Raw genomic sequence first — 13,409 nt, 5'->3', positions numbered from 1 at the left:
TCCGGGCGGCCCGGCGGGAGCTTCGGCTCCGGCCGGGCCGTTCGGCTTCCCGGCTAGAGTGATCCACATGCTGGTAGCCGCCGCCGTGTGCCCCTGTCCGCCGCTGCTCGTCCCCGAGGTCGCCGCCGGGGCCGCGCCCGAGCTGGACGGCCTGCGCGCCGCCTGCGACGAGGCGCTGGCGGCGCTGGTCGCCGCCGGGCCGCAGCTGGTCGTGGTGGTCGGCACCGGGCCGGCGCCCGAGGTGTGGACCGAGGGCGGGGCCGGTTCCTTCCGGCGCTACGGGGTGCCGCTGGTCGCCAAACTGCCCGGCGGACGGGTCGAGGGGCCCGAGCTGGCGCCCTCGCTGACCGTCGGCGCCTGGCTGCTGGAGCGCGCCGGCGTGACCCTGCCGACGCACGCCTGCGCGGTGCCCGCCGAGGCCCCGGCCGACCGAATGCTCGGCCTCGGCCAGGGCCTGGCCGGCCTCGCCGACCGGGTCGCGCTGCTGGTGCTCGGCGACGGCAGCGCCTGCCGCTCGGTGAAGGCTCCCGGCTACCTGGACGAGCGGGCCGAGGGCTTCGACGCCGCCCTGGCCGCCGCCCTGGGCGCGGCCGACCTGCCCACCCTGGCCGCCCTGGACCCGGGCCTGGCCGCCGAACTCCAGGCCGACGGCCGGGCGCCCTGGCAGGTGCTGGCCGGCGCCGCGGAGGGCGCCGGCCTCACCGGGCGGCTGGGCTACCAGGACGCGCCGTACGGGGTCGGGTACTTCGTGGCGTCCTGGTCCTAGCAGGCCGGGACCGCCGGCAGGTCAGGCCTGCGGGCCCTGCCCCTGCCCCGGCCCCTGAGCCGGGCCCTCGCCCTCCGGCTTCGGCTTGTGGGCGAAGTCGCCGACCGCGTCCTTGGCCTTGTCGGCGCCGTGCTCGATCTTGTCGCTGTACTTGCCCTTGGTCGCCTTGTCGATCGCGCCGCCCGCCTTGTCGACGGCCTTCTCGATCTGGTCGCTGTGCTTGCCCGCGAACTCGCTGGCCTTGCCCTTGAATTCCTCGGCCTTGCCCTTGAGGTTGTCCATCAGACCCATGACGATCTCCTTCATCCGCTGTTCCCTGCACAACGACGGTGCCCCGCGAAGCGTTCGCAAACCGGGCCCAACCGGGGAAACGGCCGGAAAAAGTCAGGGAAACAGTCATATCGTCGCGCAGTCGGGGGCGAGCGGCAGCCCGGTCCGAGGGCGCGCGGGGCCTCCCGGATCGGGCCGGTGCGAGACTGGAGCGGTGAGCAGCTCCCGTACCCCACGCGTCATCTCGATCGTCGGCGCGACCGCCGCCGGCAAGTCCGACCTGGCCGTCGCCATCGCCCGCAGCCTCGACGGCGAGGTGATCAACACCGACTCGATGCAGCTGTACCGGGGCATGGACATCGGCACCGCCAAGCTCACCACGGCCGAGCGCGGGGGAGTGCCGCACCACCTGCTGGACGTCTGGGACGTCACCGAGACCGCCAGCGTCGCCGAGTACCAGCGGCTGGCCAGGGCCGAGATCGACCGGCTGCTCGCCGCCGGGCGCACGCCCGTCCTGGTCGGCGGCTCCGGGCTGTACGTCCGGGCGGCGATCGACGAGATGGAGTTCCCCGGCACCGACCCGCGGGTGCGGGCCCGGCTGGAGGCCGAGCTGGAGCGGTCCGGACCGTCCGAGCTGCACCGACGGCTGGCCGGACTGGACCCGGCGGCCGCCGAGGCGATCCTGGTCGGCAACGGGCGTCGGATCGTCCGCGCCCTGGAGGTCATCGAGATCACCGGGCAGCCGTTCACCGCCAACCTGCCGAGCAACACCGCGGTGTACGAGGCGGTGCAGATCGGCGTCGCCGTGCCGCGCCCCGAGCTGGACGAGCGGATCACGCTGCGGGTCGACCGGATGTGGGAGGCCGGGCTGCCGGACGAGGTGCGGGAACTGGAGAGGGCCGGACTGCGGGAGGGGCTGACCGCCTCCCGGGCGCTCGGCTACCAGCAGGTGCTCGCCCACTTCGCCGGTGAGTGCACCGAGGACGAGGCCAGGGCCGAGACGGTGCGGGCCACCAAGCGCTTCGCCCGCCGTCAGGAGTCCTGGTTCCGCCGCGACGACCGGATCGACTGGCTCTCCCGGCCGGCCGGCACCGACCCCGTCGAGCTGCTGGGACAGGCCCTGGAACTGATCGCGCGTCAGGGAGTTCCGGCCGCGTAGGACGGGTTTTCGGCCAATCCGGCGGTGCACCTGCGCGCGCAGGCGACCGTGCAGGACGAACCGGCGGTCACGGCCCGATCACGTGATGGCCACGGATCACCCGTCGACCCCGGTCAGGCCGGGAACGCCCCTCTGGACATGCCATCATCGATGCCGTAGGGGTCGGCCGGACGGGCCGGCCGTGCCCGGCCGCGAGTCCGCTCGTGTCGAACTGTCAGGGGAGGCCGTGTGTCGACCGGTACCGGCCCCGAATCCGGCCAGAGCGGAAGCGTCACCGCCCCGGCCGAGGAGTTCGACGAGTCGACGATGGGCGACCTCCCCGTGCTGACCGGCCTGGAGGTCCCGACCTCCTACGCGATCGCGGTGCCCGCCCTGGACACCCGCACCCCGCCCGGCGGCGCGGTGCACGAGCGGGAGATCCGCCCGCTGCGCCGGCTGCGCTGGTGGCAGACGCTGCCGATCGCCCTGCTGGGCACCCTCGGCTCGCTGATGTTCGCCTTCCCGCTCGCCTTCGGCTCGGCCGGGGCACGCTCCACCATGGTCGGGATGCTCGGGCTGCTGTTCACCGCCGCCTCGGTCGGCTGGGGCGCGATGGCCGCCCGGCACGCCGGCTACAAGTGGCCGGGGCTGCCGCGCCGGGGCTCCGGGCAGCGGGCCGGCTGGAAGGCGATCGCGGTCTACACCCTGATCGCGGTGGCCGCCTGCGCGCTCGCGGTCTGGCGGGTCGCCTACCTGCGCTGAGCGCCTCCCCGCGGCGAGCGGGCGGGGGACCGCCCGGTACCGGGGGACCGCTCAGTACCATCGGAAGGGTGAGCGCATCCTCTTCCCAGCAGAGCGGCATCCCCTTCTTCAAGGGGCACGGCACCCAGAACGACTTCGTCATCGTCCCCGACCCGGACGGCGCGCTGGAGATCGGTCCCGGGACCGTCGCCGCGCTGTGCGACCGGCGGGCCGGCATCGGCGGGGACGGGCTGCTGCGCGTGGTGCGCGCCGCCGCCGACCCGGCCGCCGCGGGGATGGCCGACCGGGCCGAGTGGTTCATGGACTACCGCAACTCGGACGGCAGCATCGCCGAGATGTGCGGCAACGGCCTGCGGGTCTTCGCCCGCTTCCTGGTCGAGGCCGGCCTGGCGAAGCCCGGCGAGCTGGCCGTCGCCACCCGCTCCGGGGTGCTCACCGCGAAGGTCGCCGAGGCCGCCGGGGACGGTGCGCCCGGCGACGTCACGATCGACATGGGCCGGGCCGGGCTGCCCGGGCCCGACGGCATCGAGGTCACCGTCGGCGAACGGCGCTGGCCGGCGCTGAACGTCAACATGGGCAACCCGCACGCGGTGGCCTTCGTGGAGAGCCTGGACCACGCAGGCGACCTGTTCGACGCACCGCTCACCAGCCCCGCGAGCGCCTACCCGGAGGGCGTCAACGTCGAGTTCGTGGTGGACCGCGGCCCGCGGCACGTCGCGATGCGGGTGCACGAGCGCGGTTCGGGCGAGACCCGGTCCTGCGGCACCGGCGCCTGCGCGGTGGCGGTGGCGGCGATCCGCCGGGACGGCGCCGACCCGGCGGTCACCGGCGAGGCGGTCTCGTACACCGTGGACCTGCCGGGCGGCCGGCTGGTCATCACCGAGCATCCTGACGGCCGGGTGGAGATGACCGGTCCCGCGGTGATCGTGGCCGAGGGGCGGCTGGACGGCCGCTGGTGGTCGTCGGTGCGCTGACGCCTGTTCGGGGGCGGCCCGGTTTCCCCCGTTCTCGCGGTGACGAATCCCCCCGATCGGGTGATACCGGTCGCGGACGGGAATCAGGGCGTCGCGGAACGTGCTCTGCTCGGTAGCATGGACCACCGGGTCGATCACCCCTGGGGAGGGGTAGCGAGATCACCCTCTCAGGAGGGGCGGCGCCCGGCGACCGTTGCCGGAGGTGCCGATGACCATCGAAGCCGGGCAGTCCCTGACGGGGCAGCCGACGACCGTACGGCAGGGCGGGGCCAGACGGCCCCTCGGAGAGCTCGGCCGGGCCGCCCTCGGCCGGGCCGGGCGGGCCGCGTTGCTGGCCACCGGCCGGCCGCCGGTGCCGGACGCCCTGGAGCCGCTCGTCCGGGTCCACCGGCAGCACCATCCGCAGGGCGACCTCGGCCTGCTCGCCCGGGCGTACCGGCTCGCCGAGGCCAGCCACCGCGGCCAGAAGCGCAAGAGTGGCGAGCCGTACATCACCCACCCGCTGGCCGTCACCATGATCCTGGCCCAGCTCGGCGCCGGGACGACGACCCTGGTCGCGTCGCTGCTCCACGACACCGTCGAGGACACCGAGCTGACGCTGGAGCAGGTGGGCGCCGGGTTCGGGCCCGAAGTCGCCTACCTGGTCGACGGGGTGACCAAGCTGGAGAAGGTCGACTTCGGCGCCGCCGCCGAGGCGGAGACCTTCCGCAAGATGCTGGTCGCCACCGGGGACGACGTCCGGGTGATGGTGATCAAGCTGGCCGACCGGCTGCACAACATGCGCACCATCCGGCACATGAAGCCGGCCAGCCAGGTGCGGATCGCCAAGGTCACCAGGGACGTGCTGATCCCGCTGGCCGAACGGCTCGGCATCCAGGTGCTCAAGGCGGAGCTGGAGGACATCGTCTTCGCCACCCTGCACCCCGAGGAGCACGCCCGCACCCGCGCCCTGATGGCCGGTCACGAGGCCGAGCCGGACGCCCTGCTGGAGCCCTTCGCCCGGCAGCTGGCCCGCCAGCTGGCCGAGGCCGGGGTCGCCGCCGAGGTGACCGTCCGGCCCAGGCACTGCGTCTCGCTGCACCGGGTGCTGCTCCGGCGGGCCGCCGTACCGGGGCCGGACGGGCTGCCGCAGGGGCCGCGGCCGGCCGACTACGGGCGGCTGCTGGTGGTGGTCGAGGAGAACGCCGACTGCTACGCGGTGCTCGGCGAGCTGCACACCTGCTGGACGCCGCTGCCAGGGGAGTTCAAGGACTTCGTGGCCGCGCCCAAGTTCAACCTGTACCAGTCGCTGCACACCGCCGTGGCGCTCAGCGGCGGCGCGGTGGTCGAGGTGCTGGTCCGCACCCGGCGGATGCACGAGGTCGCGGAGACCGGGGTGGTCGCGCTCGGCGACCCGTCCCCGGCCGGCGCCGTCCAGGACGCCGACGAGCTGGACCGCACCGACCCGGCCAGGCCCGGCTGGCTCAGCCGGCTGCTGGAGTGGCAGCAGGAGACGCCCGACCCGGACGCCTTCTGGTCCACGCTCACCGCCGACCTCGCGGGCGACCGCGAGATCACCGTGGTGACGGAGAGCGGCGAAACGCTTCAGCTGAGGGCCGGCGCCACCTGCGTGGACGCGGCCTACCTGCTCGGCGAGGAGACCGGCCACCGATGTATCGGCGCGCGGGTCAACGGGCGGCTCACCGCGCTGTCCACCGTGCTGGAGGACGGCGACCTGATCGCGGTGCTCACCGAGACCCTCCCGGCCGGCGGCGGGCAGCCCTCGGGGCCCGCCCCCGAGTGGCTGGCGCACGCCCGCACCCCGGCCGCCCGGCTGGCCATCGAGCGATGGCTGGCCGACCACCCGGTCGGGCAGCCGGCGGTCCGCACCGGCCCGGCCGGCGGCCAGCCCGCCCCGCCGGGGCGCCCGGCGGCCGGACGGCGGTCCGCCCCGGCCGCGGTGGCGGGACGGCCGGGGGCGGCCGTCCGGCTGGCGCGCTGCTGCACCCCGGTGCCGCCGGACCGGGTGACCGGCTACCCGATCCGCGGCGGGGCGGTGGCGGTGCACCGCACCGGCTGCCCGGCCGGGGAGCGGATGCGCGCGGACGGCCGGGCCGAACTGGAGGTCCGCTGGCAGCCCGGGGGCGCGCCGGCGGCCGGGTACCGGGCCACCCTGCGGGCCGAGGCGCTGAACCGGCCCCGGCTGCTCGCCGACCTCACCGCGGCGATCTCCGGGGCGGGCGTCGGCATCGTCTCGGCCGAGGTCGAGCCGCCGCAGGAGTCCAGGGTCCGGCACACCTACACCGTGGAGCTGCCCGAGCCGGCCGCGCTGCCGGGGCTGATGCGGGCGATGCTCAGGGTCTCCGGGGTGTACGACGTGAACCGCCCGCACGCCCCGGAGGGCGGCGGGGACCAGGCGGAGCGGCCCCCCGGCGCGGGGGCCCGGGGGAAATGGGGATGACCGGTCCGCGCCCGGCGTGCGACCATCATGGGGAATTCACGGCCGGTCCACGGCGTTCTCCGGGCACAGGAGCCCGGGGCGGAACCCGGGGGCCTGAGGGGTAGCTCACCCCGCCCGGACGGTAGCCGGGGCGGCAGCTGGGCAGACTCCCTACGGGACCGCCGCGTGCGGTCCCCGAAGGCCACCCGTACCAGCGAGCCAAAGGACAGAATGACCTCCACGTTCGACACCCGCGACCACGCCGACGCTCCGCGCCGCCTCGACGGTCTGCGGGCGGAAGCCCTCATGGACGAGGACCTCGCGGCCATCGACGAGGACCTCGGCCACCACTACGACGGCGACCAGTACGACCGCAGCGAGCGCGCCGCCCTGCGCCGGGTCGCCGGTCTCTCCACCGAACTCGAAGACGTCACCGAGGTCGAGTACCGCCAGCTGCGCCTGGAGCGCGTGGTGCTCGTCGGCGTCTGGACCGACGGCACGCTGGAGGAGGCGGAGAACTCGATGGCCGAGCTCGCCGCACTCGCCGAGACGGCCGGCTCCCAGGTGCTGGACGGCGTCATCCAGCGCCGCGACAAGCCCGACGCGGCCACCTACATCGGCTCCGGCAAGGCGAAGGAGCTGCGCGACATCGTCGCCGCCACCGGTGCCGACACCGTGGTCTGCGACGGTGAGCTCACCCCGGGCCAGCTGATCCACCTGGAGGACGTGGTCAAGGTCAAGGTCGTCGACCGGACGGCCCTGATCCTGGACATCTTCGCCCAGCACGCCAAGTCCCGGGAGGGCAAGGCGCAGGTCTCGCTCGCGCAGATGCAGTACATGCTGCCGCGCCTGCGCGGCTGGGGTCAGTCGCTGTCCCGGCAGATGGGTGGCGGTGGCTCCGGCTCCTCGGGCGGCGGCATGGCCACCCGCGGTCCCGGTGAGACCAAGATCGAGACGGACCGGCGCCGGATCCGCGAGAAGATGGCGAAGCTCCGCAAGGAGATCGCCGACATGAAGAAGGGCCGCGACACCAAGCGCCAGGAGCGCAGGCGCCACCAGGTGCCGTCCGTGGCCATCGCCGGGTACACCAACGCCGGCAAGTCCTCCCTGCTCAACCGGCTCACCGGCGCGGGCGTGCTGGTGGAGAACTCGCTGTTCGCCACCCTGGACCCGACCGTGCGCCGGGCCGAGACCCCGAGCGGGCGGCTCTACACCCTGGCCGACACCGTCGGCTTCGTCCGGCACCTGCCGCACCACCTGGTCGAGGCCTTCCGCTCGACCATGGAGGAGGTCGCCGACGCCGACCTCATCCTGCACGTGGTGGACGGCTCGCACCCCGAGCCGGAGACGCAGCTGGCCGCCGTCCGCGAGGTCATCGTCTCGGTCGACGCGCAGAACGTGCCGGAGATCGTGGTGATCAACAAGGCGGACGCCGCCGATCCCCACGTGCTCCAGCGCCTGCTGCGCCGCGAGCCGCACGCCATCGTGGTGTCGGCCCGCAGCGGCGCGGGCATGGCGGAGCTGCGGCAGCTCATCGACGACGAGCTGCCGCGTCCCGCGGTCGAGGTGCGGGCCCTGGTGCCCTACACCCAGGGCGCGCTGGTCTCCCGGGTGCACGCGGAGGGGGAGCTGCTCTCCACCGAGCACACCGGCGAGGGCACCCTGCTGCACGCCAAGGTGCCGGCCGAACTGGCCGCCGAGCTGGAGTACTTCGCGGTGGCCCTGCACGGCTGAGGCCCGACGTGCGCGGGGCCCCGGGACGGCATCGTCCCGGGGCCCCGCGCCGTTTCCGCGGTGCCTATCTGACGTTCTTGGCGAAGTAGTCGAAGGCCTGCTTCGCCTGGTCCTGGAGGGACGGGCCGGCCTGGTAGCCGGCCGGGGCGCGGTCGCCGAGCGCGCCGACGCTGATCAGGTTGGGCTTGCCGTCCCTGGTGACGAACCAGCCGCCGCCGGCGGCGCCGGCCGTCATGGTGCAGCCGATCACGTACATCGGCGGGCGGGTCCGGTCGAAGGAGAGCCGCCCCGGTGCGGCCGGGGAGCCGCAGTGTTCGAGCTCCAGGCCGTCGAACGGCCGCTCCGCCGGGTAGCCGTACGCGGTGGCCGAGGTGATCTGGTCGCGCGGGGCGTTGAACCAGATCGGCACCGAGCCGCCGACCGTCTCCTCCAGGGACCTGCCGGAGCCGTCCTCGCCGCGCACCCGGAGGATGCCGTAGTCGTACTGGTGGCGGGCGCCGACGCCGCTCTCCTGGAGCCAGGTCGGCGAGACCAGCGCGCGCACCGCCGACCACCGGCCGTACGGGGCCGCCTGGCGGTCGGTGTACGCCTTGCCGCGGGCCGCCTGGCCGTCCCGGTTGAAGCCGGGCACGAAGACCAGGTTCCTCAGCCAGCCGCCGCCCCTGCCGTCGTGCAGGCAGTGCCCGGCGGTGTAGACGAGGTTGCTGCGGCCGGGGTCGGCCGGGTCGGAGACCACGGTGGCGGAGCAGACCGCGTCGCCCTGCGGCGTGGTCATGAAGAGCCGGCCGGCCACCGAGCCGGCCGGGCCGTACGGGTGCGGCTGCGGCTCGGCGGGGACGGCGGCGGGCGGGGCGTCCCGTTCGACGCCGGCCGCCGCGGGGGAGGCCAGGGCGTACTCCGGGGTGGGCCTGGGCTTGGCGGCGGCCATCCGGGCCGCCGGCCAGGCGCCGGGCGCCGCGGCGCCGGTGAAGGCGCTGTCGGCGACGTAGCGGGCCCAGTCCTCGACCTTCCAGCCGGTCAGGTCGCCCAGGCTGGTGGGCGCGGACCTGGGCAGGGCGGGGGGCGCGGCGGCGGGCCTGGCGGGGCCGTCCGGGCCGCAGCCGGCCGCGCCCAGTGCGAGCGCGGCGAGCAGCGCGGCGCCGGCCGTGGTGGCCCGGCGCCGCCGGCTGGTGGTTCTCGGCATGCTGGATCGTCCCCCGTGCTGTGCTGGTGGTTCCGCGCCGCCCTTCCGGTGGCGGCGCCGTCGTGCGGGCGGCTACTGCTGCTTCTTGGAGATCCAGTCCAGTGCCGTCCTGGCGACCGCCTCCAGGTACGGGCCGCTCAGCGAGGTGTGCTCCTGGGTGCCGATCGAGGTGTTGCTGACCAGGGCGGTCCTGCCGTCCGGCATGGTGGCGAACCAGCCGCCGCCGCTGGCGCCCTGGGTCATGTCGCAGCCGATGGTCAGCATGGCCGGGCGCTTGGCGTCGAAGGAGAGCCGGGTGGGCTTGCCGCCGTCGCACCTGTACAGCTCCTGGCCGTCGAACGGCTTGACCAGGGGGTAGCCGGTGGCGGAGACCCTGAGCCGGTCGCGCGGTGCGTCGAACCAGACCGGGACGGCCGAACCGACCGTCTCCTCCAGGGACTTGCCGGTGTCGCTCTGGTTGTGCACGCGCATGACCGCGAAGTCGTACTGGTTGGCGGCGTCGCCGCTGCCGCCGCCCTCGACCATCCACTGCGGCGAGGTGGTGACCTGCTCGGCCCACCAGGTGCCGAGCGGGGCCAGCTCGGACAGCGGGGCCCGCTTGCCGCCGCTGGAGGCGCCCGAGTTGTTGTACGCGGGCACGAAGACCAGGTCCTTGTAGAAGTTCCCGCCCTTGCCCGCGTGCACGCAGTGGCCCGCCGTCCAGACCAGGTTGCTCTTCCCCGGGTGCTGCGGGTCGGTGATCACCGTCGCCGAGCAGTTGCCGCGGCCGCCCTGGGCGGTGAAGAACACCTTGCCGGAGGGCTGCTTGGTGTACGGGCGGGGCATCGCCACGGCCTTGACCAGCGGGGGCTCGGGGTCGGTGACGCCGTCGTCGGCGGCGGGCCCGGAGGCGGTCGGCTTCGGGGTGGCGGGGGAGGGCTTGGCGGCGGGCGGGGCCGGGTCGGCGGGCTTGGAGTCGCCCATCTTGTCCGGGTCCCAGAAGTCCTTCACCACCGGGTTGTTGAAGACGTGCTTGGACGCCCAGGTGTCCCAGTCCTCGACCTTCCACTTCTTCAGGTCGTCCCAGGACCTGGGCAGCCCCTCCAGCAGGCTGGTCGGCAGCCCGGACGGGAGGGTGATCCCGCCGATCGCGCCGCCCTGGCCCGTGGCGGGGCTCGCCGCCACGGAGGAGGGCGGCGGCTCGGCGCTGCTCCCGCCGCCGGCGGGGCCGTCAGGACCGCAGGCGGTCACGGCGAACAGGGTGCCCGCGGCCAGGGCGGCGGCCAGGGCTGACCGGTGGATCGTTGGCATCTGTGAGCTTCCCCCTGTGCTCGTTCGGTCGGTGCTCGTTCGGTCGGTGCTCGTTCGGTCGGTGCTCGTGCGGGTGGGGCCGGCCGGTGCCCGGCCGGTCGCCACCGGGCCGCCGGTCGGTGCCGCGTCCGGTGCCGCCGGAGCGCGGTGGTGCGTGCCCGGCCGGTTCGCGGTACGGCGGTCCGCCGCCCTGGAGTCTTCCATCGCAGACGAGGACGGCGGTGCCCGCCCCCCGGGTTGCGGTGCGTGCCGGAGGTCACCGATCCGTGATCCGGAGCCGCCCCCTCCACCGGCACAGCAGGGCATCCGGCCCCGGCGGTGGACAATCCCCGATTCTCACCCGGACGAGTGAGCGGTCCTTGTGATCACCCGTCATGGATAGGTAACCCTTACCTGACGCGACGGTGCGGGTGCCCGCAGATCCCCTTCACCACAGTGCGCGTCGGCACCCCACGCGCCCCAAGGAGCAGCCTTGAGCACCGCCCTCACCGGAGCCCCGCCCGAACCGCAGCTGTCCGCGGAGCGGCCCGCGGCCGAGTCCGACCTGCTGCTGCACCCCGACCCGGCCGTCGCCGCCGAACAGGCCGGTCTGGAAGCCCTGTTGCGCTGCTGGACACGGGAGACCGGGGCCAGGCCCGGCCCCGACGGGCAGCTGCGGATCGCCGTCCTCGGCGGTGCCGCCCGGCTCACCGCCCCGGTCCGCTACTGGTCGCCCGGCGGCTGGCACCGCTTCGGCCCCGCCACCCTCTCGGCCGGAGAGGGGACCGCCGAGGCCCCGGTGGACGCCGTCACCACCGCCGCCCTGCTCGCCGCCGCGGCCGCCGAGCGGCCCGACCCCGGACAGGTCGCCGACCTGGCCGGCCGGGTCGCCGACTCGGTCGTGCGCACCGCCGAGATCCTCGCCCACCGCCGCACCGCCGCCGTGCCCGGCGGACCGGAACGCTCGCACTTCCTCGCCACCGAGCAGTCCCTGCTGCTCGGCCACCCGCTGCACCCCACCCCGAAGAGTCGCGACGGCCTCTCCCCGGCCCAGAGCGCCGCCTACTCGCCCGAGCTGCACGGCTCCTTCCAACTGCACTGGTACGCGGTGGACCGCGCGCTGCTCGCGGCCGGCTCCGCCCTCGCCGAGAGCGCCGAGCAGCTCACCGCCGGGCTGCTCGACGGCACGGTGGCACTGCCGCCCGGCACCGCCGCCGTCCCGCTGCACCCCTGGCAGGCACGCGAACTCGCCCACCGCCCGGCCGTCGCCGCGCTGCTCGCCGACGGGCTGCTGCACGACCTCGGCCCGGCCGGCGAGCCCTGGTACCCCACCTCCTCGGTGCGCACCGTCTACCGGCCCGGCACCCCGTGGATGCTGAAGCTCTCGCTCGGCCTGCGGATCACCAACTCCCGCCGGGAGAACCTGCGCAAGGAGCTCCACCGCGGCCTGGAGATGCACCGGCTGCTGGAGAGCGGACTCGCCGCCGAGTGGCGGGCCGCCCACCCCGGCTTCGACATCGTCCGCGACCCGGCCTGGATCGGCGTCGACCACCCCGACCTCGGCGACCCCGGCGGTCTGGACACCGTGCTGCGCGCCCAGCCCTTCGCGCCCACCGAACGCGCGCTGTGCGTCGCCGGACTGGTCGCCGAACAGCCGCTGGGCACCGGTGACACCGTGCCCTCCCGGCTCGGCGACATCCTGCGGGCGCTGGCCGCCCGCTGCGCCCGCCCGCTGCCCACCGTCGCCGCCGAATGGTTCCTGCGCTACCTGGACGCGGTCGTGCTGCCCATCCTCTGGCTGGACGGCCGGGGCGGCATCGCCCTGGAGGCGCACCAGCAGAACAGCCTCGTGCTGCTGGACGCCGAGGGCTGGCCGTGCGGCGGCCGCTACCGCGACAACCAGGGCTACTACTACCGGGAGAGCGCCGCCGAGCGGCTCACCGCCCGGGTGCCGGGACTCGGCGCGGACAGCGACACCTTCCTGCCGGACGAGGTGATCGACCACCACTTCGCCTACTACCTCGGCATCAACCACGTGCTCGGCCTGATCGGCGCCCTCGGCTCCCAGCGGCTGGCCGACGAGACGGTGCTGCTGGCCGCGCTGCGCCGGTTCCTGACCGGCACGCGGGCCACCGCGGCCGGCTCGGCGCTGTCCGCGCTGCTGCTGGACTCGCCGACGCTGCCGTGCAAGGCCAACCTGCTGACCCGGATCAACGGCATGGACGAGCTGGTCGGCCCGGTCGCCAGCCAGTCGGTGTACGTGGACGTCCCCAACCCGGTGGCGGGCCTCTGATGCCGTGCGAACCGCCCGGGTGGGGAGCGGTCCCCACTCCGGCCGGCGAGTTCCGGCTCAGCCCGGTCCGGCTGCCCGCCGACCTGGCGCTGATCGCGGGGTGGATGAACGATCCCGAGGTCGACGCGTTCTGGGAGCTCGCCGGGCCGCCGGAGACCACCGAGCGGCACGTCCGGGCCCAACTGGACGGGGACGGCCGCAGCACCCCGTGCCTCGGGCTGCTCGACGGCGAGCCGATGAGCTACTGGGAGGTCTACCGCGCCGACCTCGACCCGCTCGCCGCCCACTATCCGGCCAGGCCGCACGACACCGGTCTGCACCTGCTGCTCGGCCCGTCCGTCAGCCGCGGCCGCGGCCTGGGCGCTGTGCTCCTGGCCGCGCTCGCAGAATTGATTCTCCGCCGGAATCCCCGCTGCCAACGGGTGGTCGCCGAGCCGGACGTGCGCAACCGGCGGTCCGTCCGGGCCTTCGAACGGGCCGGATTCCGGGCCGCCGCCGAACTCGACCTGCCCGACAAGCGCGCCGCCCTGATGGTCCGCGACCGGGCCGACGGGCCCGCCGCGCGGCCGGGACCGGGCTCCCCCTGATCCTCCGGACCGGC

The 13,409-nt window shown here is 75.0% G+C and carries 11 protein-coding genes; 8 read left to right on the top strand and 3 right to left on the bottom strand.

Annotation, left to right across the window (positions count from 1 at the left end):
* The first annotated feature begins 67 nt into the window (after positions 1–67).
* Positions 68–766: a class III extradiol dioxygenase subunit B-like domain-containing protein gene (locus tag ACZ7C5_RS32545; protein ID WP_401091905.1), complete on the top strand. Its 699-nt coding sequence runs from the start codon at positions 68–70 to the stop codon at positions 764–766.
* A gap of 21 nt (positions 767–787) precedes the next feature.
* Here the strand turns inward: ACZ7C5_RS32545 and ACZ7C5_RS32540 are convergent, their stop codons facing one another.
* A complete protein-coding gene (locus ACZ7C5_RS32540) occupies positions 788–1,072 on the bottom strand; it encodes an antitoxin (RefSeq protein WP_401091907.1) in 285 nt (94 codons plus the stop codon).
* 178 nt (positions 1,073–1,250) lie between these two features.
* Between ACZ7C5_RS32540 and miaA the strand changes: the two genes are divergently transcribed.
* From miaA to hflX, 5 genes are all read left to right on the top strand, one after another.
* Positions 1,251–2,195, top strand: a complete 945-nt coding sequence (gene miaA, locus ACZ7C5_RS32535; protein ID WP_401091909.1) for a tRNA (adenosine(37)-N6)-dimethylallyltransferase MiaA — start codon at positions 1,251–1,253, stop codon at positions 2,193–2,195.
* A 228-nt stretch (positions 2,196–2,423) separates the two neighbouring features.
* The gene (locus ACZ7C5_RS32530; RefSeq protein ID WP_401091911.1) at positions 2,424–2,936 is read left to right on the top strand and encodes a hypothetical protein; all 513 of its coding nucleotides are present in this window, start codon (positions 2,424–2,426) and stop codon (positions 2,934–2,936) included.
* A 68-nt stretch (positions 2,937–3,004) separates the two neighbouring features.
* Positions 3,005–3,910 (top strand): diaminopimelate epimerase, encoded by a 906-nt coding sequence (dapF, locus tag ACZ7C5_RS32525; protein ID WP_401091913.1) that lies wholly within the window; start codon positions 3,005–3,007, stop codon positions 3,908–3,910.
* A 208-nt stretch (positions 3,911–4,118) separates the two neighbouring features.
* Positions 4,119–6,350 (top strand): RelA/SpoT family protein, encoded by a 2,232-nt coding sequence (locus tag ACZ7C5_RS32520; RefSeq protein WP_470324059.1) that lies wholly within the window; start codon positions 4,119–4,121, stop codon positions 6,348–6,350.
* 210 nt (positions 6,351–6,560) lie between these two features.
* The gene (gene hflX, locus ACZ7C5_RS32515) at positions 6,561–8,063 is read left to right on the top strand and encodes a GTPase HflX (protein WP_401091917.1); all 1,503 of its coding nucleotides are present in this window, start codon (positions 6,561–6,563) and stop codon (positions 8,061–8,063) included.
* A gap of 64 nt (positions 8,064–8,127) precedes the next feature.
* Here the strand turns inward: hflX and ACZ7C5_RS32510 are convergent, their stop codons facing one another.
* Positions 8,128–9,246, bottom strand: a complete 1,119-nt coding sequence (locus ACZ7C5_RS32510; protein ID WP_401091919.1) for a trypsin-like serine peptidase — start codon at positions 9,244–9,246, stop codon at positions 8,128–8,130.
* Positions 9,247–9,318: 72 nt separating this feature from the next.
* On the bottom strand, positions 9,319–10,536 hold the full coding sequence (locus ACZ7C5_RS32505) for a trypsin-like serine peptidase (RefSeq protein ID WP_401091921.1): 1,218 nt from the start codon (positions 10,534–10,536) through the stop codon (positions 9,319–9,321).
* A 472-nt stretch (positions 10,537–11,008) separates the two neighbouring features.
* Between ACZ7C5_RS32505 and ACZ7C5_RS32500 the strand changes: the two genes are divergently transcribed.
* Positions 11,009–12,808, top strand: a complete 1,800-nt coding sequence (locus ACZ7C5_RS32500; RefSeq protein WP_401091923.1) for an IucA/IucC family protein — start codon at positions 11,009–11,011, stop codon at positions 12,806–12,808.
* A complete protein-coding gene (locus tag ACZ7C5_RS32495) occupies positions 12,700–13,395 on the top strand; it encodes a GNAT family N-acetyltransferase (protein ID WP_401091925.1) in 696 nt (231 codons plus the stop codon). Before ACZ7C5_RS32500 ends, ACZ7C5_RS32495 begins: the two co-directional genes overlap by 109 nt.
* The last annotated feature ends 14 nt before the right edge of the window (positions 13,396–13,409 follow it).

Source organism: Kitasatospora sp. NPDC036993, assembly GCF_055607525.1.
This window is presented reverse-complemented; position numbering and strand designations above follow the sequence as displayed.